Source organism: Anaeromicropila herbilytica, assembly GCF_016591975.1.
In the GTDB taxonomy this organism is placed as follows: Bacteria; Bacillota; Clostridia; order Lachnospirales; family Lachnospiraceae; genus Anaeromicropila; species Anaeromicropila herbilytica.
This window is the reverse complement of sequence record NZ_AP024169.1, coordinates 248582-272577: the sequence shown is the minus strand read 5'-3', so window position 1 is coordinate 272577 and position 23996 is coordinate 248582. Positions and strand designations below refer to the sequence as shown.

General features: G+C 33.5%; 18 protein-coding genes. 4 read left to right on the top strand and 14 right to left on the bottom strand.

The window, feature by feature from the left end; translation table 11 throughout:
- The first annotated feature begins 273 nt into the window (after positions 1-273).
- A complete protein-coding gene (locus tag bsdtb5_RS01085; RefSeq protein WP_271714211.1) occupies positions 274-1164 on the top strand; it encodes a sensor histidine kinase in 891 nt (296 codons plus the stop codon).
- Between the two features lie 188 nt (positions 1165-1352).
- Here bsdtb5_RS01085 and bsdtb5_RS01080 read toward each other — a convergent pair whose 3' ends face one another.
- From bsdtb5_RS01080 to bsdtb5_RS01055, 6 genes are all read right to left on the bottom strand, one after another.
- Positions 1353-2225: a glycerophosphodiester phosphodiesterase family protein gene (locus bsdtb5_RS01080; protein ID WP_271714210.1), complete on the bottom strand. Its 873-nt coding sequence runs from the start codon at positions 2223-2225 to the stop codon at positions 1353-1355.
- Positions 2226-2459: 234 nt separating this feature from the next.
- Complete coding sequence (locus bsdtb5_RS01075) at positions 2460-3359, bottom strand: phosphotransferase (RefSeq protein ID WP_271714209.1); 900 nt, start codon at positions 3357-3359, stop codon at positions 2460-2462.
- Positions 3360-3746: 387 nt separating this feature from the next.
- Complete coding sequence (locus bsdtb5_RS01070; RefSeq protein WP_271714208.1) at positions 3747-4844, bottom strand: HAMP domain-containing sensor histidine kinase; 1098 nt, start codon at positions 4842-4844, stop codon at positions 3747-3749.
- Positions 4834-5544, bottom strand: a complete 711-nt coding sequence (locus tag bsdtb5_RS01065) for a response regulator transcription factor (RefSeq protein ID WP_271714207.1) — start codon at positions 5542-5544, stop codon at positions 4834-4836. The genes bsdtb5_RS01070 and bsdtb5_RS01065 overlap by 11 nt, the downstream gene beginning before the upstream one ends.
- Positions 5545-5585: 41 nt before the next feature.
- A complete protein-coding gene (locus bsdtb5_RS01060) occupies positions 5586-7622 on the bottom strand; it encodes a serine hydrolase (RefSeq protein WP_271714206.1) in 2037 nt (678 codons plus the stop codon).
- Between the two features lie 96 nt (positions 7623-7718).
- Complete coding sequence (locus tag bsdtb5_RS01055; protein WP_271714205.1) at positions 7719-8249, bottom strand: nitroreductase family protein; 531 nt, start codon at positions 8247-8249, stop codon at positions 7719-7721.
- A gap of 134 nt (positions 8250-8383) precedes the next feature.
- Between bsdtb5_RS01055 and bsdtb5_RS01050 the strand changes: the two genes are divergently transcribed.
- Positions 8384-8743 (top strand): winged helix-turn-helix transcriptional regulator, encoded by a 360-nt coding sequence (locus tag bsdtb5_RS01050; RefSeq protein ID WP_271714204.1) that lies wholly within the window; start codon positions 8384-8386, stop codon positions 8741-8743.
- Between the two features lie 184 nt (positions 8744-8927).
- Here the strand turns inward: bsdtb5_RS01050 and bsdtb5_RS01045 are convergent, their stop codons facing one another.
- From bsdtb5_RS01045 to bsdtb5_RS01035, 3 genes are all read right to left on the bottom strand, one after another.
- Complete coding sequence (locus tag bsdtb5_RS01045; protein WP_271714203.1) at positions 8928-11336, bottom strand: MMPL family transporter; 2409 nt, start codon at positions 11334-11336, stop codon at positions 8928-8930.
- A gap of 572 nt (positions 11337-11908) precedes the next feature.
- Positions 11909-12739: an SDR family oxidoreductase gene (locus bsdtb5_RS01040; protein WP_271714202.1), complete on the bottom strand. Its 831-nt coding sequence runs from the start codon at positions 12737-12739 to the stop codon at positions 11909-11911.
- Between the two features lie 65 nt (positions 12740-12804).
- Positions 12805-13602, bottom strand: coding sequence for an SDR family NAD(P)-dependent oxidoreductase (locus bsdtb5_RS01035; protein WP_271714201.1), 798 nt, complete (start codon positions 13600-13602; stop codon positions 12805-12807).
- A gap of 497 nt (positions 13603-14099) precedes the next feature.
- On the opposite strand from bsdtb5_RS01035, the gene bsdtb5_RS01030 reads away from it, so the two are divergent.
- Positions 14100-14240, top strand: a complete 141-nt coding sequence (locus tag bsdtb5_RS01030) for a hypothetical protein (RefSeq protein ID WP_271714200.1) — start codon at positions 14100-14102, stop codon at positions 14238-14240.
- Between the two features lie 206 nt (positions 14241-14446).
- On the opposite strand, the gene bsdtb5_RS01025 is transcribed toward bsdtb5_RS01030, so the two are convergent.
- The 5 genes from bsdtb5_RS01025 to bsdtb5_RS01005 form a co-directional block, all read right to left on the bottom strand.
- The gene (locus tag bsdtb5_RS01025; protein ID WP_271714199.1) at positions 14447-16612 is read right to left on the bottom strand and encodes an MMPL family transporter; all 2166 of its coding nucleotides are present in this window, start codon (positions 16610-16612) and stop codon (positions 14447-14449) included.
- 236 nt (positions 16613-16848) lie between these two features.
- Positions 16849-17235, bottom strand: coding sequence for a DUF3237 family protein (locus bsdtb5_RS01020; RefSeq protein ID WP_271714198.1), 387 nt, complete (start codon positions 17233-17235; stop codon positions 16849-16851).
- Positions 17236-17582: 347 nt separating this feature from the next.
- Entirely contained in the window at positions 17583-17786 is a 204-nt protein-coding gene (locus bsdtb5_RS01015; RefSeq protein WP_271714197.1) for a hypothetical protein, read from the bottom strand.
- Positions 17787-17881: 95 nt separating this feature from the next.
- Entirely contained in the window at positions 17882-19804 is a 1923-nt protein-coding gene (locus tag bsdtb5_RS01010) for an LTA synthase family protein (protein ID WP_271714196.1), read from the bottom strand.
- Positions 19805-19945: 141 nt separating this feature from the next.
- On the bottom strand, positions 19946-21277 hold the full coding sequence (locus tag bsdtb5_RS01005) for a methyl-accepting chemotaxis protein (protein WP_271714195.1): 1332 nt from the start codon (positions 21275-21277) through the stop codon (positions 19946-19948).
- Positions 21278-21809: 532 nt separating this feature from the next.
- On the opposite strand from bsdtb5_RS01005, the gene bsdtb5_RS01000 reads away from it, so the two are divergent.
- Complete coding sequence (locus bsdtb5_RS01000; RefSeq protein ID WP_271714194.1) at positions 21810-23552, top strand: methyl-accepting chemotaxis protein; 1743 nt, start codon at positions 21810-21812, stop codon at positions 23550-23552.
- Positions 23553-23996: the final 444 nt, after the last annotated feature.

Below are 23996 nucleotides of genomic sequence, written 5' to 3'. Positions count from 1 at the left end.
TAACATACATTGTGTATATTGATGTATAATTATTAATTTTGGCGTAATCCGGCTGAAGGTATCGTTTATATTTTGTCAAGACTCATAGTGAAAATAGGAACGTGAGTGAATATTTTTGCTAGTTCTGAGGCTTGTAAAAAATATGATGCCTGAAGGAAAGGTAGCCAAAATTCATAATTATACAGCTATATACACTCAGTACACTAAAATAAGGCTTTTGACCCTCGAATTATATGTTATCTTGATTACTATAGTTGAAAGGTGGATGTTTATTTGATATATGCAATTATTTTATTAATTATAATTATTGTGATTCTATTATCCTATTTGTGTCTGCTGCAAGCACAGATTCGTAGAGTAAATTATATGCTAGAAAAAAGAACGATGGAACATTCTAGACAATATATCAACTTAGATATGATTAATAGTGAGTTGAATAAACTCGTGAAGAATATAAATCTATGCCTTAAGGCGGAGGAGTCCATCCGCCTTGGTACGGTTCGAGAAGAAAAGAAATTTAGAGAGTTAATTGCGAATATATCTCATGATCTTAGAACTCCCCTGACTGCCGCTAAAGGATATCTTCAATTATTGCAAAAAGAGAAGTTAACGAAAGAACAGCAGGATAAGCTAGAGATTAGTGTCAAACATACCAATGAATTAGGACTTATGGTAGAACATTTCTTTGAATATGCTTACCTTTTGAATAATGAACCAGATATTCATATAGAACGCTTTAATGTAACCAATCTTGTAACGGAATGTCTCATTGGTTCCGTTACCATGTTCGAAGAAAAAGGACTTGATGTGGTATACGAAGAACCCGCACCAATTTATATTAATGCAGATAAGGAAATGACTACAAGGATTATTCGGAATCTGATTCGTAATTGCGCAGAGCATTCCACTGAAACGGTAACGGTGAAACTAGAGCGTGGAAATATGTGCTCCCTTACCTTTATCAATCCAATCAATAACATGGATCTTATTGAGTCCGATCGAATATTCGAACGATTCTATACTGGGGATAGTTCGAGGAAACATTCTACTGGACTTGGTTTATCGATTGTGAAGATTCTTGCAGAGAAAATGGGTGGAAATGTTGGGTGCGTTGTGGAAGGAGACCTCTTGAATGTATTAGTTCGGTTTCCTCTTGCGAAATAAGTCTTTTCCTATACTACCATATTCAACTATACTATAATGAGGGTCACCGGCATGGCTAGAGGTTTATTTCTATTACTAACACAGTCAAATAGACGAATTCTTTATGAATTCGCCTACATATAAAGTTATATATCTAGACCTTTAATATATATATTGCTCAATCATCTTCCTAGAAAGTGGATTGGTCTTCAATCCTTTCCGAATGAATCTAACTCATTCTTCGTTATAAAATTGGTACACACAATATCAACACCACTGTTCAGTAATTCTTTTGCCTTTGCAATATCATCAATCGTATGAGTTAATAAATAAAGTCCATAAGATTTGACCTTAGATATGATAGGTGGTGTTAGAGACTCATAATGTATCGACACTGCAATAATTCCTGTATCCTTTACCCATTGTAACAATTGATCCAACTCTTTTAACTCTTCATTATGTACAAAATATTGATAATGCGGAAAATGGTATACGGAATCAATACCTTCATACATTTCCTTACTACCTACCTGGATAATAACTCTGTCCGTTAAACTTTCCTTATTTTTAAATGCTACTTTGATTTGTTCTGCTGTTTTTATTGCGTTTTTCTTGGTAAGTGTTCTTAGATCAAACACAAAATAGATATCCTCTGTTGTTGCTAGGTAATCAACAATGGTAGATATGTCTATAGTAGTAAATTTCCCTTGAATTCTTTTGCTTATAAATTCTTTATATGTCATGATAGGATTTTTCTGATCATACCTCAGTCCAGTATTTTTATATGTTGCTTGGTTCCATCCATGAAAACAGACAAGTCTTCCATCCTTTGTTAGAATTAAATCAGTCTCAATTAATTTATAGCCTTTTTCAATCGATTGTCTTAAGCCCTCTAATGAATTCGAATAAATATATTTGTTCTCTAATCCACCAAGCGCATGTGCTACTAAATCATTTGTATCAAACGCTGTAAATTCCACCTTTTGGTTTCCTTCATTCGCATTGGTTTTCATACTTGGTACGAACAATAAAAGTTCAAATAATAAGATAGCTATCTGGGTAAATGCTAAAACTCTCTTCATATAATATCCCTTTCATTCAGATTGATATATTGATTGTTATATACAAATCATAAATTAGGAAAGTTATTATTATATAGGGATTTTATTTAAAATTGTGTAAAGAATTGTGGGTGTTTATTTACCTTTTAAATTTTTTATATTGTTGGTGTTATCTCAATCCAATCAGATGGTACCGCCCTATCATCAATATATACTTGATGTGTACTATCATACAATCCCATGCCCCCTCCAATATCAGATATTATGAAACACTCCTCCCAATATTTCTTCCTCTTTCTCACAAACGAGCTCGTACAATCGAACAGCATCCATCGCACATTCCTTGTTATCAATCCCACTAAAATAAGCAACAAAAAGCAGCTCAATACATTTCATAACACATGGAATTGATTCTTTCTCCACTCTCAATAACTTTGTCTGACTTTCATATCCCACAATAACATCAGTAACTATTTTGATCCATTCTTCCATATTAATCTTATTATCTAGCTCTACTGAAAGCAACCCGATTAGGAAGTAACTAAGATCAAAGATACGAATATTTCTCTGGCTTAAGTCAAAATCAATATAACCAGAAAACTCCCCTTGATCAAATAGGAAGTTACCAAAATTCACATCCCTATGAATGAGCTGTTTTGGAAGTACATCATACACCTCTTCTAATTGATTCACAACAAGATCGAACTCTTCCTCTTTGATTAATGCCCAACCTGATTCACTAAGGTTCTTTCTAATCCAACCTTTCATCTCTTTTAGTAGGCTATTGTCCCAATAGCCAAGATCATCTTCACACTTAAGAAAAGCCATATGTAATTGTGCTAACACTTCTCCCATCTTATACGCCATACCAAGATTATTCTTTATATCAACAATATTATTTCCACGTAACTTTTTCGTCAGCATATAGTACTTCGTTCCATCTCCGCAATATCCTTGTCCATTCTCTAGATTCACAATCTCTGCCACGGGTATTCCCATCTCATATAGCGTCTTTAAAATCTTTTCATTTCGCTTTAGACTATCTAGGTTATCATATACTTTCAGTACGTACTCATCATCTACACTCCATGCTGTACGATAGATCTGTATTAACTCGCCTTGTATCTTCCAATTCTTTAATATATTCTGCATCATTAACTTCCTCCTAATGTTATTTCATTATGAATATACTTTATTACAAATAATTCAGACTTTTATTTCTATTTATTTATAGATCTATAAATAAAACATCTTCTCATAATAATCCATCTTCATTATATCAGATGGTAATTATGACTTATTACTCAAACTCTTTTCTGTACAAAAGATAATCTAAAAACTAAGTTCATATTAGCAAACTGGAGATTACATCAATAAATATCCTTATATACTAATAATTTATTTAATATAGAAAAAAAATATCTCCTGCCACAAGTGACTGGAGATATGAATATTTCTTATATTTCTTAGAGTATAGCAACCAAGGTATTGCATAATTTATAAAGTTCGAACTAATGTAATGTAAGAGCATAAATATTATCTTTAAACATCTCTTTCTACTCCAAACTCAATATAAAAATCCGTTCGCTCCTTATTACTATCTACTGAAATCGTCCCATCATGTAACTGAACAATTTTCTTTGCAATCGCAAGTCCCAGGCCATGCCCCTCGTTCTTAACATTTTTCTTTTCCCTATAATACTTATGAAAGATACTGTCTAATTCGTCCGGTGGTATCTCAGGTCCATAATTAATAAAGTGAAGAACAAACTGCTGATCCTTTTTCTCTAAAGTTATATCCAATCTTTTTCCACTACTAGCGTATTTCACTGTATTTGTAATAATATTTTCAAATACTCTGCGCATTAGATTAGGATCAATAGAAATAAACGCATCAGAGCCAATGGCAATATAGTAAGTCATATCCTGTGCTTCAAATAGTGGAATATAAGAGAGAATAATCTGTTCCATATATTCTTTTAGATTGATGTGAACTTTATTTACTTGAATTCCTGAGGAGTTTAATTTTGATAGCTCAAATAGTTGATTGATAGCGGTATTTAACTCGTCTGACTTTCTAGCTATGATCTCGCAGTAACTACTTAGTTCTGCTTCATCGTCATATTTCTTATTCCTTATCAGATTCACATATCCGTCAATTGACATAATTGGTGTCTTTAGATCGTGTGACATGTTGGTAATCATATTGTAACGTTCTTCATTCCACGCCTTCTCATTCTGTATATACTCTGCGATCTTATCTGACATCACATTAATATCATTTGCCAAGTTTCCTAATTCATTATTATTCTCTATTGTTAACTTTTCATTAAAGTTCCCATTTGCAAGGGTATGTATATTCTCTGATATTTTATCAATGTAGTTTGTAATCGTATTGAGTCTGTAGCTAAATATAACAATTGTACTTACCGCAAATACCGCTACTATAAGTCCACTCATCATCATCATTGCATATGTATTGGAACTGGAATAGTTCAGTAACCGAATATAGGTATCTTCTGATACGATATGAATACTGCCAAATGTGATGATAAATAACCCAAAGGTAATCACTCCTGCAAGAAACATGCTTATCAGAAATCTCAACATAATACTTAATTTTATACTCTTAATCTTCAATCTTATACCCAACTCCCCATACTGTTTCTATTATTTTAGCCTCTTTGGGATTCACTTCAATCTTCTCACGTAATCGCCACATATGCGCCATCACTGTATTATTTCCTTCATAATACTTTTCATCCGACCATAGATTACGATAAATTTCTTCCGAACTAAATACTTTACCTTTGTTCTTTGCTAGTAGTAGCAGAATTGCAAATTCTGTTGGTGTTAACTTCACTTTTTCTCCAAATAGCGTCACCTGGTGCTTCTGTTCATCAATACTAAGCCCCTTTACATGAAGACAATTGTCTGTAGAAGTACCTGAACCCCCTGTGTTTGTTCCTGTATTTAAATAGGTATACCTTCGAATCTGGGAGTTTACTCTCGCTAATAACTCAGCTACAGAAAATGGCTTTACCATATAGTCGTCAGCACCTTCGCTAAGCCCACTGATCTTATCCTGCTCTTGACTCTTTGCACTTACCATGATAATTGGAATATTGCTATGAGACCTGATTCTACTGCATACTTCCAATCCATTAATTTCCGGCATCATAATGTCTAAGATAACTAGAGATATCTCATGTTCTTCAAGAACCTTAAGTCCTTCTGCTCCATCATAAGCCGTAATGACTTCATACTTTGCCTCTTCTAACCCTTTTCGAATCAGTTCTACTATTTCTTTTTCATCGTCTATCACTAGAATTTTACTCATATATTCACCATTTTCTGTTGCTTTTTTTATTGCTTACCTTTCTAGACCAATTGATACCCTATCATATTAAAGTATTGTAATAATACAATACAGATCACCCATGCGAATACAATTGCAGTAAACGCAACGCTTTCAACAATACTTAATCTCTTCTTAATGATACAATAGCTTCCGTATATTATGTTAACAACCACGAATCCTATAGCGATTATTATTAATGTTAAAAGTACCTTTAGTGCGAACATTGCGCTATAATTATAATTCAATATCATAAAAGTTTCCAGCAGAAATACTCCGACAAAACCTATGATTAGAAGAACATTATTTCCTGCAACTAGAATCCATAGTCTTTTTGCACACCAACTTATGTTCCTTCTCTTTCTTCGAATACTTATAATTCCTATCACCACTGCACTACCTAGAAAGATGAGAAGAATGCTTAATAATGCCATACCTAATATACTGCTATTCTCATATTCTCCAACTTTATGAAACGCTTGGTGACTTACATTATTAAAAGCATACTCGATATTACCCTTTGCATCTTCACGAAATGTAATATAGCCCTTTCCATCCTGTCTAGCAAAGACTCCATCCGATTGATAGATTAGTTTTGTCTCTTCTTTTCTTTTGCTTTGCGTATAATAACTTACTTTCAAGGTATTCTCTTTCGTTTGGGTTACCGTAAGCTCTGCTTCATTATCAATATCTTCTGCATAGATCCTAGATATTTTTTTCTCGGAAAATCCATCATAGCTTCGATAAGTACCTACATATTTACTGCTATCGTAATTACCGCTTTTGTAAACACCATTATCCTTAACCGATACTTTTTGATAGTCTCCACAGAAGTAATCGAAAAATGCTTCTTCAAAATCAAATACCATTCCACCAAGAGAATTCGTAGCAACATAGATTCCAAAGTTCTGATCTGGGATCATAAGTAACGTTGTTGTATACCCAGGAAGTGCGCCTTCATGCTTTATAATCTGAACACCATTTCTACTAGTACGAATGAACCCATATCCCATTCCATCAAATACTTCGTTATTGGCGAATTGCTTTTCTTGCATCATTTTCTCAGTTGATGCATTCAATACTACTTGATTATGATATCTGCCTTGGTTCAGATGCATCATCATAAATTTCTCCATATCAGTAACAGGCGCTATAATTCCAGCGGAACCGGAAGTATACTGATATGCAAATGGTTGCTTTACATATTCGCCATTGTCATAACTATAACCACTCGCCATGTTATTTCCTTCGATTCGTACCGAAGCCTTCTTCATCTCTAGCGGTTTTAAGATATTGTCAGTCACATATTTCTCATAAGATGTTTTTGATACTTTTTCAACAATATATCCTAACAGATTATATCCCATATTGGAGTATCTGCTTATTGTATTCGGTCTAATTATAACCTGTGGAATATGCTCCTCAAAATAATGCTTCTGTGATTTGATTTCTTTCTTATCCAAAGTACTACCATCTAACTCTGATTGTTCATCAAGCCCACTCGAATGAGTAAGTAGATTCTGACAAGTAATATCCTCTTTATATGGATTACGAATTGTGATATCATCTGCATATTTTTCTATACTCTCATTCAGATCAATCTTACCCTCTTGATATAACTTCATAATCGCTGTCGCTGTGAACAACTTGCTAACCGAAGCTGCTGGAAATATAGTTACATCTGGGTCTACCTTCTTCTTACTCTCTCTATTACTAACACCATATCCTGCTTTATATAGTTCCTTATTATCTTTTACCACTGCTACCGCTACACCAGGTACATGATACTTTTTCATGTTTGTTTGAAAATAATTATCTACGAATTTCTTTATATTTTCTTGGTTCAGTTCTACTCCTTTTGATTGATGATTGCTGGCTTGTGATTCTGTCTTTGAATTGGTCTTTGTATCAATCATTGATTCTGCTTTAGCTTGTGAGTGAATATTATTTACTTTACTTTCTCTGTTCGCATTTACTGTTAGAATATTACCGCTTATTACACATACTGTTGTCAGTGCTAATATTCCTTTTCTTATATATTTCTTTATTTCTCTTTTCATAAAAAACAACCTTTCTATATGTGATAAACTCATTATATAGAAAGGTTGTTTTTTGTTTTTAACTTTTTTCTAACGATTATTATTAATAAAGTATATTTATTTCATTGTATGAACAGTAATATTTCTCTTTACTTCTCTTTCCTGAGTTAAAGGCTCTGTTGGATAGCCTAATGCAACTCCAGATACCGGTATAAATCCATCTGGCAAGTTAAGCGCATTAAGTAACTCTTTATCTGCATGAAAGGCAGCTATGGCTCCTAAAATATATACACTACCAATACCTTCATCAGTTGCAGCAAGGCTCATATTCTCTATGATACATGCTGCATTTGCAAGTTCTACATTAGGAATTTGCTTATTTGGTAATCCTGAAACTATGATTAATGTTGGTGCTCCATATAATGGATTAGCATCTGGATTACCAAATATGTTCGCTGCAGTTTTTGAAATTTTATTTAGATAATCATAATCTTGAATAACTGATAGATGCACTGTATCATAGGCTCCATTTCCTACTGGTGCAGCACATCCTGAATTTATTATCTTGTTTAAGGCTTCATCACTAATTTGTGCTATTTTGTAGCTTCGTGTAGATTTACGCATGGTTATTACTTTCATCATTTCCATTGTTATTATCTCCTATTTATCACTTTACTCAAATATATATACTTGGTATAATAATTATATCTATCATTATTTTCACTTACAAGTACGCAGAATTTTATGATTAGGTATATTTTTTAATACTAGGAGGTATTACAATGGCTTTAGCACAAGAACTGGAAGTATACTTAAATATCCTCAAACAAACATCAAACCATGATGATTGCCCTATAAAATGCACTTTGGAGGTAATTGGTGGAAAATGGAAGCTTCGAATACTAGCCGAACTATTAAAAAATGAAGTATGTCGTTTTAATGGATTGAAAAGGGAAATATCAGGGATTACCAATACAATGCTTTCTAACTCATTACATGAACTAGAACATGATAACTTAGTTAAAAGAATTCAATACAATGAAATGCCAGTAAGAGTAGAGTATTCTTTAACTGAGGCTGGGAAAAGCCTTTTACCTTTATTCTATGAGATTGCTGTTTGGTGGAATAAATATAACTGTTAAGCTATATAAACACTACTATATAGACTACATTTTACAGAAAAAGTTACATAACATCATGGAAAAATATAAATTTTTGTTTTTCCATGATGTTATAAATAAGATGATAAATTACTAGTACACACAACAAAACAACCTAGTGAAACATTGTTCACTAGGTTGTTTTGTTTTACTTGATATTATTTATTTATGCTTCCTCGTAACCCAATTCTACGTCCATTTTTTTATTGAAAAATGGAGACATATTAGAAAGTGTCTTTGGAAGTGACATAGCCGCTGGAAGGAAGATTGGTAATAGAATAAAGCAAAGCATTACTAATCCCACAATTACTGCGGTAGCTAACTCTTCTAATAGTACCATACCAGAAGGCATTAAGGTTGCAAAAGTACCTCCAAGAATAATAATCGCTGACATAACTACTCCACCGATGTGCTTACAAGCTAAGACTATTGCCTCATTTACAGGCATCTTAGGATACTCTTTGAATCTCATGATCAGGAAGATACTATAGTCAACGCCTAATGCAATGATGATGATAAATGCGAAGAATGGCACGAAGGAAGAGATTCCTTCTAATCCTCTCATGTTAATAAAGATTGCATTCATAGCTGTAGCTGCTGCAAAGTATGCGCCTACAAGCGAAGCTACAATTGCAAGGGAAGACCATACGGAGCGAACCACAATTAATAAGACAAGGAATACACCGATAACTACAATTACTGCTGTTCTTTGAAGGTCACTTGATAATACATCATTTGTCTCAGCTGTTGTTGCACTTGTTCCTGATACGCCATATTTGGCATCTGTAAATTTAGTTCCTTTTAGTGTATATGTTAGAACTTTGCTTATTTCTTTTACTGTCTTTTGTGCTGCTTCGGAATATGGATCATCTTTTAATACTACTGTTAATTTTGTGATTTTTTTATCTTGAGATAAGAATGTATTTATAACTTGTTGATAGTTCTTATCTGCCATAGCTTGTTCTGGCATAAAGAATGTTTTATTATCTTTTAAGCTATCAAGATAGGAACCCGTCTGTCCTAGACCATCTGATATCTGTCCCAATCCAGCCGTCACACTACCAAGTTGGTTATTTCCTGTGCTCTTACTAGCTGCTGTTAGTCCTTGATTGATTTGTTCTAAACCTGCTTGTGATTTACCTAGACCAGCTGCAATCATGAATAACTGAGAACCTAGGTAGAAGTTTTCTATCGGTTTACCTTCTGGTTGGGTAACAGAAGATACTTTTTTTACACCCTTGATATTCTTTAGATTGTCTGTTAATTGATCAATAACTGCTAGTGCTTCATTATTATCCATTGCACTTTTATCTTCAATAACAACAGAAGTCGTCATTGTCTGACCAGCTCCAAAGTGCTCCGCTACAAGATTAAATCCTTTGGAGGAAGGACTTGAATCCCCAAGTTCACCAACTAAGTTAAAGCTTAATTTTTCTTGATAGAAAAATACCATAGGTAAAATAATAAGTAGTACTGCTAGGAAGGAAAGAATGGAATGTTTCGAAGAAATAGATGCCATTTTCCCCCATACTTTACTCTCCTTATGACCAGCAACATTTTTCGATGGCCAGAAAAGCTTTTTACCTAATACTTTCATAACAAAAGGAGTTAAGGTAAGGATTTCAAGCAGTAACATAACCGCTCCGATTACGACAACTGCTCCTGATTGATAGATTGGACATTTTGCAAGAACTAATGTTGCAAATGCGATTAATACGGTAACAATACTGTAAGCAATTGTTTTTCCTGCTGTTCTATACGTTTTTACAATAGCATCATCAATAGAGAATCCTTTTGCTAATTCTTCTCTGAATCTGCTAAATAGAAGAATATTATAATCTGTTCCAATACCAAATAAGATTAGTATCAGTAACATCGTTGTTAAACTAGTTACAGGGAAATTCGCTTTATCAATTAATTGTGCTGCAATACCATTTGCCGTAAGATAAGCAAATACAACACTAATTAAGGACACTACTGGAGTTATAATGGAACGGAATATGATAATTAGTACAACCAAGATAAATAGTACCGTTAATGCTGCACTTTTTTCAACTCCAGCTTCTGATTTTGTCTGATAATCATTTGTAATAAAATCTTCACCACTTAGATAGTGTTCTGCACTTACATTATTTAATTCCTTGTTGAATAGATCTGTGAGGTCATCTACCGATTTCTCCCCCTTATCTACTTTTACGCTAACCATTAGTGTTGTTCCATCTTCTGAATAAAGGGAAGCTGCTGCTTGTGGCATGCTAACTGGATCAATCATCTCTGTGATTCCTAGTTCCTTGCTATTCTCTTTGATTGACTTTATAGCATCCGCAATTTCATTCTTTTGCTTCTCGGATATTTTGTCCTTCTCATAGAAGACAATAAGGTCACTCGCACCTTCTGTTGTCTCCATTTTCTTTAATATATTACTAGCTACTACAGAGGGGCTCTTATCATCTAATGCCGATTGCCCTCTTTCACGAAGTATTGCATTCACATCTGGCTGAAATGCTGTTAATAAGATTGCTCCTAACACCCATATCATACATATGATATAACGGTATTTAATAATTGTTCTCATAATTTGTTCTCCTCCATTTATTTAACTCTTATTTATTTTTTGATTACTTTAAACAGTTATGTTGCGCTTTTGAAATTCATCAAGCTATTTGGTACATTTCTATTTTCTAATTGTTTCCTATTCGTAATTATATCTGTCCAAGGTAAACTCAAGATAAACTTTTTAATTATAATTTATAGAATCAATGTACTAATATTTGATATTAAGATTTAGACACAAAAATATAGGTGTGATTGCCCACCTATAATGCTTAAATAAAAATAATGCTATTTGCCTAGCAATTCGAACAAGAAGAGCACCCAAAAGTCCCTTCCCATAAAGTATCCTGAATATTACTGTATCCATATGCGTGCTGTGATTTTGTTTTAAAGAGTATTAGAGCTTCTTAATGAAAATAGAATCGTTCAATAATCAGAAGGAGTGCTGTCTGAGTGCTTTCCAGCGAGTTCACTCCTTCTGATTATGTTATGAATGATTCTTTTTTCATTTAGAAGCTTTTATACTTCTTTATCCAAAACCACAGCACGCATATGGATACAGTAATATTCATCATAACCTACAGTTAGGGCCTTTCACCTCCCATTTTTCTTAAGAGGATTAACCCCAGAAGCCACAAGACCTCCATCGCATAAGATATCCACTCCTGTCAGATACCCTGCACTCCCACTAGCACAATAAGCAAAAAGGCTAGCAATCTCCTCGACATGACCGAATCTCTTAATTGCACAATACTTGGTATAAGCATCTGCTTCTTCCTTTTCTAACTCACCCATTGGAGTCTCAAAATTTCCTGGAGAAACCGATAGCACTCTGGCGTCCTTGTTACCGAATCTTGCTGCATCCTGTTTGGCAAACCATATGACAAAATGCTTGGATATTCCATAAGCCACTCCTGCTCTTACCTTCTTAGGGAACAAATTGACACGTTTCATTATTTTCTTCATAAATAACTCAGGATCATTGACACTTAGCTTATATAGACCTACTGGCATAATGATCTTTGGTGTTAGGTAAGCTGACATAGAGGATACATCAATGATGCATCCACCCTTCTCAATCACCTTATAAAAAGTGTTATTTATATGAATAGTTCCTAATGCATTCACTTCCATGATCTGTTTCGCACTTCCCATGTGTGGAGACATTCCCGCAGCATGAATCACTGCAACCACCGGTCCTTTTTCTTTCGCGTAAGCCGCTAGTTTTTCTACACTTATGCTATCTGAGACATCACAAGCAACTGCATATATATCAATTCCTTCATTACGCAGATCATTCACCGCATTTTCAAGCTTATTAACACTTCTTCCACAGATAATAATAGTATGATCCTTTCCCATTAATCTGGCAGTTGCAAGCCCCATACCACTTCCGCCACCTGTAATTACACATACCTTCTTCATTTCTTCTCTTCCTCCATTGCCCGATGCTTATTTTGAATAATACACTTTGTATCTATTTTTAAATATTAATGCTCTGAAGAACTCATGACTTTATTAATCATATTCATAGCAAGACGTGAATTCATACGATACAAAAAGTTCATAACCTTGCAATCCTTTCCTATATAGGTACGAAGTTTCTTCTTCTCCATTGCTCGTATAATAAGTTCTGCTGCCTTTTGTGGAGTTAATAACATATCTGCTTTTTTACTCTCACTTGTTACTTTATACTCAATATTGGAATTCTTTTTAATGTCGGTTGCAATTCCTCCAGGAATAACTACCGATACATCGACATTTGTATTTTTTAACTCCGATGACAAACCCTCTGTGAGAATCTTAACCGCTGCCTTTGATGCCCCATATATGCTTTGCCCAGGTACTGGTAGATATCCACCCATGCTTGACACATTTACAATGTGAGCCTCAGGCCGTTTTAATAGATATGGTAAAAATGCCTTAACCATGTATAACGTTCCGTAAAAGTTAATATTCATAACTCTGTCAATACGATCCATCTCAAGTTCATTTAGATGGATAAATGGTTGGATAATTCCAGCATTATTAATAACTCCATCCACCTTGCCATGTTCTTCAATTACTTTTCTAGCAAAGTCAAAGACAGCTTCCAGGTCCGAGATATCCACAACATAAATAAATAGTCTACTATTATTTTTGGCCTTCTTTACCGTCTCTTTTAATGCCTCCTCATTAATATCCGCTGCAAATACTGTAGCTCCTTTTTGAAGTAACTGTAAAACTAACTCCCTTCCTACTCCATTTCCCCCACCTGTAACCACAATGTTTTTACCTTTTGCGTTCATATGCATTCTCCTAATCCTTTATATTTTTGTTCTATCCGTTTAATTTTTATCAAGTTCATATTCGATTTATTAATATAGATGTAGCATACTACTGCAAGGTAAACTCAATATAAACTTTTCATAACCACAGAGTTTATATTGAGTTTACCTATTCATGTTACATTGTTTATATAATTTAAAATAAGAGATGAATGAAACGAAGTAACCAACTTCGGAAATTAGAACTTGAATAAATATAATAGGGCAATCCTAATAGAAAGGCAGGAAATCAGGATGAAAATCAATTTCAACTCAATAATGACTAAGATTAAATATATTCTTATTACTACATTATGTTTTATTGTCACGATCAATATCTATGCTTATGTTATGCTAGTACTATTTATAAAAACAATATTTATGAAAAGAAGAGCACTCGCATAATTAGAGTTCAGCAAAAAAGTCCACTCCATAAATATTGGATGTTTGTGAAACCACATACAAAAGGAGATTGAATAATGATTGAAAAAATCTATATAAAAATGAAACATATTGGAATTATTAACATAGCCTTAGGAATTCTAAGTATTCTCACTGGAATATTCTTAATTCTTAGTGGGAATGGCTTACTTAGAAATAAAAACAAATTAACTTTTTAATTATTCTCCACATAAAAACGTGCCACCTTATCACTAAACTAGGTAGCACGTTTTTTATGTTCATTCTCATGTATATTATTTGATCTAACTGAGTGTAATTATTTTGTTAACCTAAAAAATCTCCAGTCATAACTAGTTTGACTGGAGATTCCTTACGTATCTCATAATAAGACACCCTTGTATATTTAATTATAATACTTCATTCTTTATTTATCCAAGGTCTCACCTTCAATATCAAATTTAGGTAGAATCTTGTCTAGCCATTTTGGCATATACCATGCACTTTTACCAAGTAAGGTCATAACTGCTGGTACAAATGTCATTCTTACAACAAATGCATCAAATAATACACCAAATGCCATAGGTATTCCCATTGATTTAATATTCATATCCACCTGAGCACCAAAGCTTGCAAATACAGCAATCATGATTAATCCAGCTGCTGCTACAACCAAACCGCTATTCTTAATTCCAGAAAGAACGGCTTCTTTCGCATTCCCTGTTCTTGTATAATGCTCTCTCATACGACTTACTAAGAATACTTCATAATCCATTGCTAGACCAAATAATATACCAATTACTATAATAGGTATAAAGCATAAGATTGGTCCTGGTTTGGCTATGCCTAATACATCTGCAAAATTTCCTTTTTGTAAAGTCAGTACATCAAATCCTAAGGTTGCAATTAATGTCATTAAGAAACCAAGTACTGCCTTAACTGGAACTAAGATGGAACGGAATACTAATACCATTAGTACAAAGGCAAGTCCTAGAACTACTACTGCAAAAACGGGTATTGCATCTGATAACTTATTGGCTGTATCAATATTTACAGCAGTTCTTCCAGTAACAGTTAACTTAACATTGTAATTCTTTTCCGTGATATTTTTACTCTTCTCGCGAATCGCCTGAACCAAATCCTTCGTTTTCTTATCATTTGGTCCAGTTTTAGGTGTTACCCTTATCATTGCTATTGTACCATCTTTATCCGGAATTGCTGGCGTGATACTTGCTATACCAGATAGATTCTTAATTGCATCAGCAGAATCTTGTATCGGCTTTTTCGTATCTCCAGATACTTTAGAAGCATCAGCAACTACGATAAGTGTTCCATTAACTCCTGCCCCGAATCCTTCTGATATCATATCGAAGCCTTTTCGTTCCATTGATTCTTTTGGTAACATTCCGTTATCAGGTAAGCCTAATTCCATATCTGTAGCTGAATAACCAATCATAACAGTAAGTAACAATGTAATGATAATAATCAGAATAGGATGACTAGTGACAACCTTTCCCCAGAAATTAGGTTTTACTTCTGTATTTCTAGATTTCACTTTATTTAAAGCTTCCTTTTTCTTTTCAGGACGTATAAAATGTCTTGCAAGTCTAATAAAGGCTGGTACAACAGTAAGTGAGACCATTACTACGATAAGTACCATCACTGCTGCAACCTTTCCCATTACTCCTAAGAAAGGAACTCCAACTAGTGATAATCCGCATAATGCGATTATAACAGTGATACCTGCGAATAGAACTGAACTACCAGCTGTTCCTAATGCAAGAGAGGCAGCCTCATCTGATTCATAACCTTCTGTTAGATTCTGACGGTATCTTGATATAATAAATAGCGCATAATCAATTCCTACCGCTAATCCTACCATGGAAGCTAATGATATAGAAAAAGATGACATATCTACTACATTAGTTCCTGCCATAATGGTCATTAATCCAGCAACTAAACCAATAAGTGCAGATATGATTGGTAATCCAGCTGCAATAAAGGATCCTAGTGTAAAGATAAGAACAATTAATGCTATAATAATACTGATCGCTTCTGAGCTTCCTCCTACTTCTGTTGAGGAGAACGCAACGCTACCTCCTACTCCAGTTTCAATTCCTGCCTTTTCAGCTTTCTTTAAATATTTCAACACATTATCCTTAGATTCTTGTGTGACCTTATCTGCATCATCATCATATGTAATGTCCGCATAAGCAATTTTTTTATTTTCACTGATTGCTCCTCTTGTATCATATGGACTTACTACTGATGTAACAGCACTATCGTTTTTTTGTACTTGTTTAATCGTATTATTGATAGTGTCCTTTACGGATGAATCTTCTACTGTCTTTCCGTTCTTTACTTTAAAGATAAGTCTTACAGAACCATATTCCTTCTTTTGACTAAATGCCTGTTGTAGTAACTCACCTGCTTTTGCAGACTCTGTACCAGGAATCTCCATTCCACCTTTAAAATTTATGCCGTAATTCAGTGTCAACCCAACTGCTGTTGCTATGATCAGTAACCAGATTACTATAATTCTTTTCGGTCTGTTATAACACCAATTACCAAGCTTGTACAATAATTTTGCCATGTTTAAATATCCTCCTTTGTTCTTTCCTTTTGTATTTTACTTATCTAAGGTAACGTGAACGTAAACAACTCAATGTTTATTTACCTTTCTTATTAAAATACCTATTAGAGGTTATTTATTGTATGAAGCTAGGCTTTTGATGTTGGGCTAAAAAGCCTTATTTAGGTTTGCTGATTGTATATCGCTGTATAATTATGAATTTTGACTACCTTTCCCCGGGGCATCATATCTTTTCATTATAGTTTGTATATTCTAACATCCACCCCAATTTCAGTAGGAATTACGTTAGATATCAGTTCGGCTTCCGATAAAAACTGTAAATCTGCACTATCCGTAACAATTAATGGTATGCACTTTTCTAATGACTCGCCATTATTTTCAACAAATACACTACATCTATTACCTTTGAAATCTTCACCTTCTAGCATATATCTTGCAGAGAGCTCTATCTTACCATCTGGATAGATCTTTTGAGTGTCTACTCCCTCACCAATAACCATTCCGTTAAAATACATGCCTTCTGCTGTGCCGGTAAAGGGAAGCATGCATATATTCATTTTATCTCCATTTACTTTATAGATGTTCTTAGATAACCTAACATGAATTGTCATTACTAATTCCATTTTACTCTCCCATCTATCGCCTTTAGCGACATACATATCAAGGGTATGAAACGCTCTATTTCACACTCTCCTACATGCTTGTGGACTTGCTTGCAGGTTTAATTTACTTGTGCAATTTATTTTATTTCATACTATTATGTTCCTTTATATGTATCATTTGTTTTTTAGAATACTGTTACTATCTATTGTAATATATTTTAATCCAATTTCCAATGAAAGAGAGGCCAGTTCTGCAACTGACCTCTCCTTTATTTCATACTTCTTTTTTAAGTAACGCTACGAACAAGCATTTTAATTATACTTCTTCGTATCACGCCTTTTTCTTTATGACACATCTTTATTGTTCTTTATACCATCTCTTCATATATGTATCCTTCTTCCCAATATACAAGCATTTTAATATTTTCTTTCCGATAGTACCAAAAAGCAAACATTATTTTCTTACCCATTTCATACCCCAGTTTTTGATATTCGGTATATAACCTAGTTATAACCTCTGGTACAGTAATAACATCCTGATATAATTGAATAATTTTTCGCTTTTTGTCCATATCAATCGAAAACCTTTCTATTTATAATGACTTTGGTTGAATGAAGTCTATAAATTTTTCTTTATAATAACTTAATATTATAAACAATTACCTAATTAAGGATTATACGGATGCTTTGAGAAATAATTGCTATAGAATATCTTATCTATCCTCTCCAATTTACCTAGATGCTTTAATGCACGTTTCTCAAAATCTGCTTTTGTCTTTTGATTCGCCTTAGCAGCTTTATATCGCAAGTTATTTAAGGAATAACCGATATATTTATCCGTAATAAAAATGTTGTATGCTCTGGAGTATATAATACTTTCTTTTTCCTTATTAAATATCGTGGAACCAAGATACAAGTTATCCCACGCTGGTATTTGTAATAGATCAAATACGGTTGGGATCACATCAGAAGTGGTTGTGAACTTTGTTATACACCTCCCTTCATGTTCCTGATTCATGACTTTTACTAGTTTCTGATCATATATCATCATTGGAACTCGGTATAATTCGGGTTCAAATTTGGTATCAATCTTTTTAGCATAATTACTAAGACCATTATAATAGGTGTTATGGTCCGCTACCAATAGAACAGTTGTCGTATCTAATAATCCTTTCTTCTTTAGATCATTAAACATAATACCAATTGCCTTATCTAGATCCGCAACCGCTGCTGCATAAGTACGAAGGTAATTCTGATTGCTATTTCCCTTGGGGAACACTTCTAGCTTATCAAATATATTATAATATTCTTTCAGATTCTCTCTTTCCTTATAGAATCCATGTGTTGAAAAAGTAATCCAGTAAGAAAAAAATCGATTATCCTTTGGTATCATCTCATCCTTCATTGCACTCACTGTTTGTGAATCCAGATTTCTTTCATGCTTTATACTAAACCAAGTATTCTTCACCCCGTACTTTTTCATATCTTTAATATCAACTAAATCATCAAAACCAAAGCTCCTATGTTCTTGATTTCTATTATAAAAGTTACCCGTATTTTGATGAAATGAGGTTACTCTGACATCCGTATCTCCCTCTTTGATAGCCTCCCTGCGAAATAGATTTGGAAGTGAATATGGATATTGATTGTCTGGAAAATCGTAATCAACATACTTTCCTGTTGGATTGCTTCCAATCAGTGTTAAGGCTTCTGCCGTGTCAGTCTTCTCCCTTGAATAAAAATTAGTACATAAGACACTCTCGTTCTTTAGTTTTGTTAGATTCGGGTAGATTTTAGCCGTCAATTCTTTGGAATACATACTCATAGGATACCATTCAAATGACTCCGCTAATATCATAATTAGGTTATTGCCTTTACTAATTCCGTTATATTTAGAAATATCACATCTCTTTGCATAAATTGATTTCTCCAGACCAGCAAGATTGGAGGTATCTACTTTTGTATTTCCATGCAACATCTCATAGATAAAATTACCTGTAACTCCAAGTTTCTGATAGCTACTATTTGAATTATAGAGTATTGCTTTATAGTTGGTTGTACTATTCACATATTTGTCCGATAAGGGAATTGCTAGTACCATGATTATTAATAACAGATACATTCCTAAGGCAATTCTTTTCTTCCGTTTTTTATTCGATTCTTTTAGAATCCCTATTTTATCGCACTTTTTTGTATGAAGAATAAGAAAAACCAAATAACTAACTAATATAACAATACAACCAGATAATAAAGCAGGCGCTACATAGAATTCCTCCACTGTAGCATACGCATCATTTCTCTGATTAATCATGCTTATTTCAAAGATTGTACCATTGGAATAATACAGATAGTAGCATCCAATAATTAAAATACTTTGAAGAAATAAGAATATAAAAGACATCCATGCCCTCACCCTTTTCCTCGGTATTAAGAATAAGGTATACAATTGGAATCCTAGGCAAAGTATTGGAAAGATTGGATGAGTAATATATGGTGCACAATCGAAAAATAGTAGGGACCATAATTCTAGTGCTATGGATAGAATACCATATATCACAACAATCCGATTTTGTTTGATAAATGAACTCACGTTAAAACTCCTTTTTGACTATCCTATTATTATATAAGGATCTCTTTCATCTTGTGTATGTAACTCTTATCTCTATATAGATATTACATGTTGCCCCTTAGACTAACCCCTGTAATTATCTGCACTTGATTAGAATCTGCCTTATAAAGAAAATCTCTCAATTGACTTCTCTAATTTGATAGCCACACTTAACTGCGATTCCATTGAATCTGCTGCTTCACCCATAACTAAGCTTATTTCAGAAAGGCTTGCATTAATCTCTCCAGTATAATTTGATGTTCTTTCTGAATTATCAGCTACTGTGTTAATTACTTTGCTCACTTCTTCAATTGAGTTGCTAATGATTTTGGCTGATGAATTAATATCTGTTGATATATTTTTTATATCTCTAGCATCCCCTTGATATCTTTCTCCTGTTTGTAAAAGCAATTCATAATCTCCCTTGACATTATGATTGATATAATCTAATACATCCTCAGAACTCCTTGATAGATTATAAAATACTACTTTTACCTGATTTACTAATTCTTCAACATTTGCAATTGCCTCTGTAGACTGCTCTGCTAATTTTTTCACTTCTTCTGCTACAACAACAAATCCTTTTCCATGTTCCCCTGCCCTTGCAGCTTCAATGGAAGCATTTAATGCAAGTAAATTAGTCTGATTTGAGATTCCTTTGATGGTATCAGACATCACCTTAATTTCTTCCACAATTTTACCGTCTTCAATTGCCTTAAGAATATTTTGTTGCTTTTCAATATAAGTAGAATTAGCATTATCAATGGAACTTCGTAACCTTTCTTTCATATCTGATGCCCTTAATTCCATTTCATTAGAAGAAGTTAGAGCTTCCTCCAATTTCATTAATAGCTTATGATTGGTATCAATGATTTCTTCAATAGAAGAATTGGCAGTCTGAGTATTCTGAGAGAGATTCAACGCATCATCAGTTAATAAAGAGGAAGTAGAATGAATCGTCTCAATACTGGAAACTGAATTCTTTGTTGAATTCAAAAGTCCTTCACTCGAAGTATTTATCATCTTCGAGATATCTGATATATCTGATACGAGTAGCTTAATATTAACAACCGCTTTGTCAATTGAATTGCCTAACCTACTAATATCATCCTTTCCACCAAATCCTAGACTTTCTGATAGATCACCATTACCTAACTTTTCTGTATAGTCTAATACCTTTTTAATCCTTCTTAATACCAATCTGTCATAGATTAATACAATAATAAACACGGTTATAATAATACTTAGTCCAGAGGATACTGCCAATCCAATATTTCCTCTCATCTGGTTAGTGTTAACCCCCACCTTATCAAGCGTGTCCATACCATGCGTAAATGTTGCGTTAATCAACTGACCGATATTGGCACTAAAAATCTGTACTACGATAACTGCTATGATTAATTTGAATTTAATTGAGTATATCGTAGTATGTAATATTTTTTCTCTTACGTTCATGTATCCTCCTCTTGTAACCTACTTACTTTATTAATGCCTTACTCTGCTTTTATACTATCTAATGATTTCTTCTCTTTAAAATTAACGCTCCTACAATAAATGTTACTAGACATGCGGAAACTGTTATGACCTTCTTTTTCTTACCCATAGAATCTCTCCTTTTCTCTGAAATTAATCTAAGCGAATATTGAGCATTACTCTTTAAAATCTATTACTATGATTTTTGGCTGCTACATCGTAAGCTAAGATTATCACTCTAATGTAAACTGAACATAAACTTATAGTTTTTATTTTAAACGAAGATATCATCTATCTTATACTATAGTTTTTAATCAGATATCATCCTTGAACACTGTACAATTCAAGTTCAAATAGAATCATTGTTTTTACCATTTTTATCTTAAATATGTTAGGTAATTACCAAATATGTCAATATTACGACAGGTTATGCAATTTATATCCATAAGTACAATAAACGCTCTATAATTGAAAGAATATAGTTAATTACAAATAATTAATGGAGGGTAATGTTATGCGTAAATCTATCGCTTTTCGAATTATAATGATTCTTGCTTTTCTAACGTTTCTATTTTCTTTAAATACTGTCTTAAGTGGGGTTACCAATTCACAGGTCCAGTTATCGGCAAATATTATTTCAAGTTCCTTTGTTAACCTGCAACAAGAACAGGTTCTATTAACGAAACAAATTGATCAGATTGAGATGTCACTACAGACATATCATGTTGATGCTGAAATGAATCAGCAAGAAACTGTTCAGAACATATCGACTGCAGTGGATAAGGCAACTGACTCTGCCAAGAAAATCGCAGATATTTGCAAGAAATTTTCTGTAACATCTATGAATAATGAGCTAGAAAAATCTTATAGTCCTTACATGACCAATATGAAGGCATATCTTGAAAATGCATCTGCAATAGCAACTGGAATTACCAATAATGATCCTGCATCTACGAAAGAAGGACTTGAACATGCTGATAGTTTAAAAACAGCAATGCAGACATCAGAAAGTGATTTTCAAAAGGTACTTGGTAAGAAGATCAATCATGAAGTTTCATTGGTACATTCTAGAGTTACCAGATCAACCGTTATTATATGGGGAATGGCAATATTATTTATTGTAGCTGCTGTAGTTTCTTTTGTTGTTACTATGAAAACGATTATCAGACCTCTAAAAAAAGCCAATCAAGGACTTTCTTCTATTGTTCAAAAACTAGAGAAAAATGAAGGTGATTTAACCGTTCGTCTAGATAATAATTCAGAAGATGAAATAGGACAAATTATTGCAGGAATCAATCATTTTCTTGATACATTACAACATGCTATGATATCTATTAAATCAGGTTCTCATATGATTCATACTTCTACTGAAAATATTAGTAATCATTTATTAGAATCCAAAGATGCAACTTCGAATGTATCCGCTTCATTAAATGAATTATCAGCAAGCATGGAGGAAATTAGTAGCTCCATTCAAGACATAGATTCCGGTGCACAAAATGTTCTAACAGCTGCCAATAAAATAGCTGAGGATGCAAAATCTAATGCAGTTCATATGTCTGATATTGTTGAAAAAGCAGAGAAAATTCATACTGAGTCTGAGGAAAGCAAAGCACAAACGTTAAATATAGTAGAGAATATTAAAGTTACTATGTCGGAAGCGATACAAAATAGTCGTTCTGTTGAGAAAATCAATGAGTTAACAGAAAATATTCTTGGTATTTCTGCTCAAACCAATTTGTTAGCCTTAAACGCATCGATTGAAGCAGCCAGAGCAGGTGAAGCTGGAAAAGGCTTTGCCGTTGTTGCAGATGAAATTAGAAAACTTGCAGAGAATACCAGAGATACCGCGAGTGATATTCAAAATACTAGTATTGTGGTTACGGAATCAGTAGAAGAATTAGCTAAAAATGCAAATAGGATTGTGGCATATATCGTAGATAAAGTATTGGCTGATTACGATGGATTCGTAGATGTCGCAACTAGCTATAAAGCAGATGCTGATACAATCAATGCAATGCTGACTCGTTTTAGTATTAGTTCCGATGAATTAAGAAACATATCTACAAGCATTGCAAATGGAATCCAAGGAATTACAATGGCTGTAGATGAAAGTGTAAATGTAGTAATTGACTCAAGTGAAAATACAAATAGTTTATTGAATTCTATTACAACTATTTCGAATGAAGCTGCACATAATGAAGAAATCGTAAATGACTTGAATAGTCATATTAGTAAATTTAAAAAAGTAGAATAAAGGTTGATTAGGTAATACATACGGGGTCGCTAAAAAGTCCCTTTTGTAATCTCTACTTGAATATTACTGTATAAATATGCGTGCTGTTTTTTGAGATAAAGAAGTATTAGAGAATCTAAATGAAAAAGGAATCCTTCAAACATAATCAGATGGAGTGAACTCGCTGGGAAGCGCTCAGACAGCACTCCTTCTGATTATTGAAGGATTCCTTTTTCATTAAGATTTTCTAATACTTCTTTAAAGCAAAATACAGCACGCATTTTTATACAGTAATATTCATTCTACTTTTTGGAAGGGACTTTTTCAGTGATCTCGTATGAGTATCTTGTTTACGTTTAGTTTACTTTAGCCCTATACACTATAAACTAAAGTAGATAAGAACCTAATATTCATAGTTCTTGGGATTATTCCAGAAAAAGCTGAGAGAATAGCAAAAATTTCAAA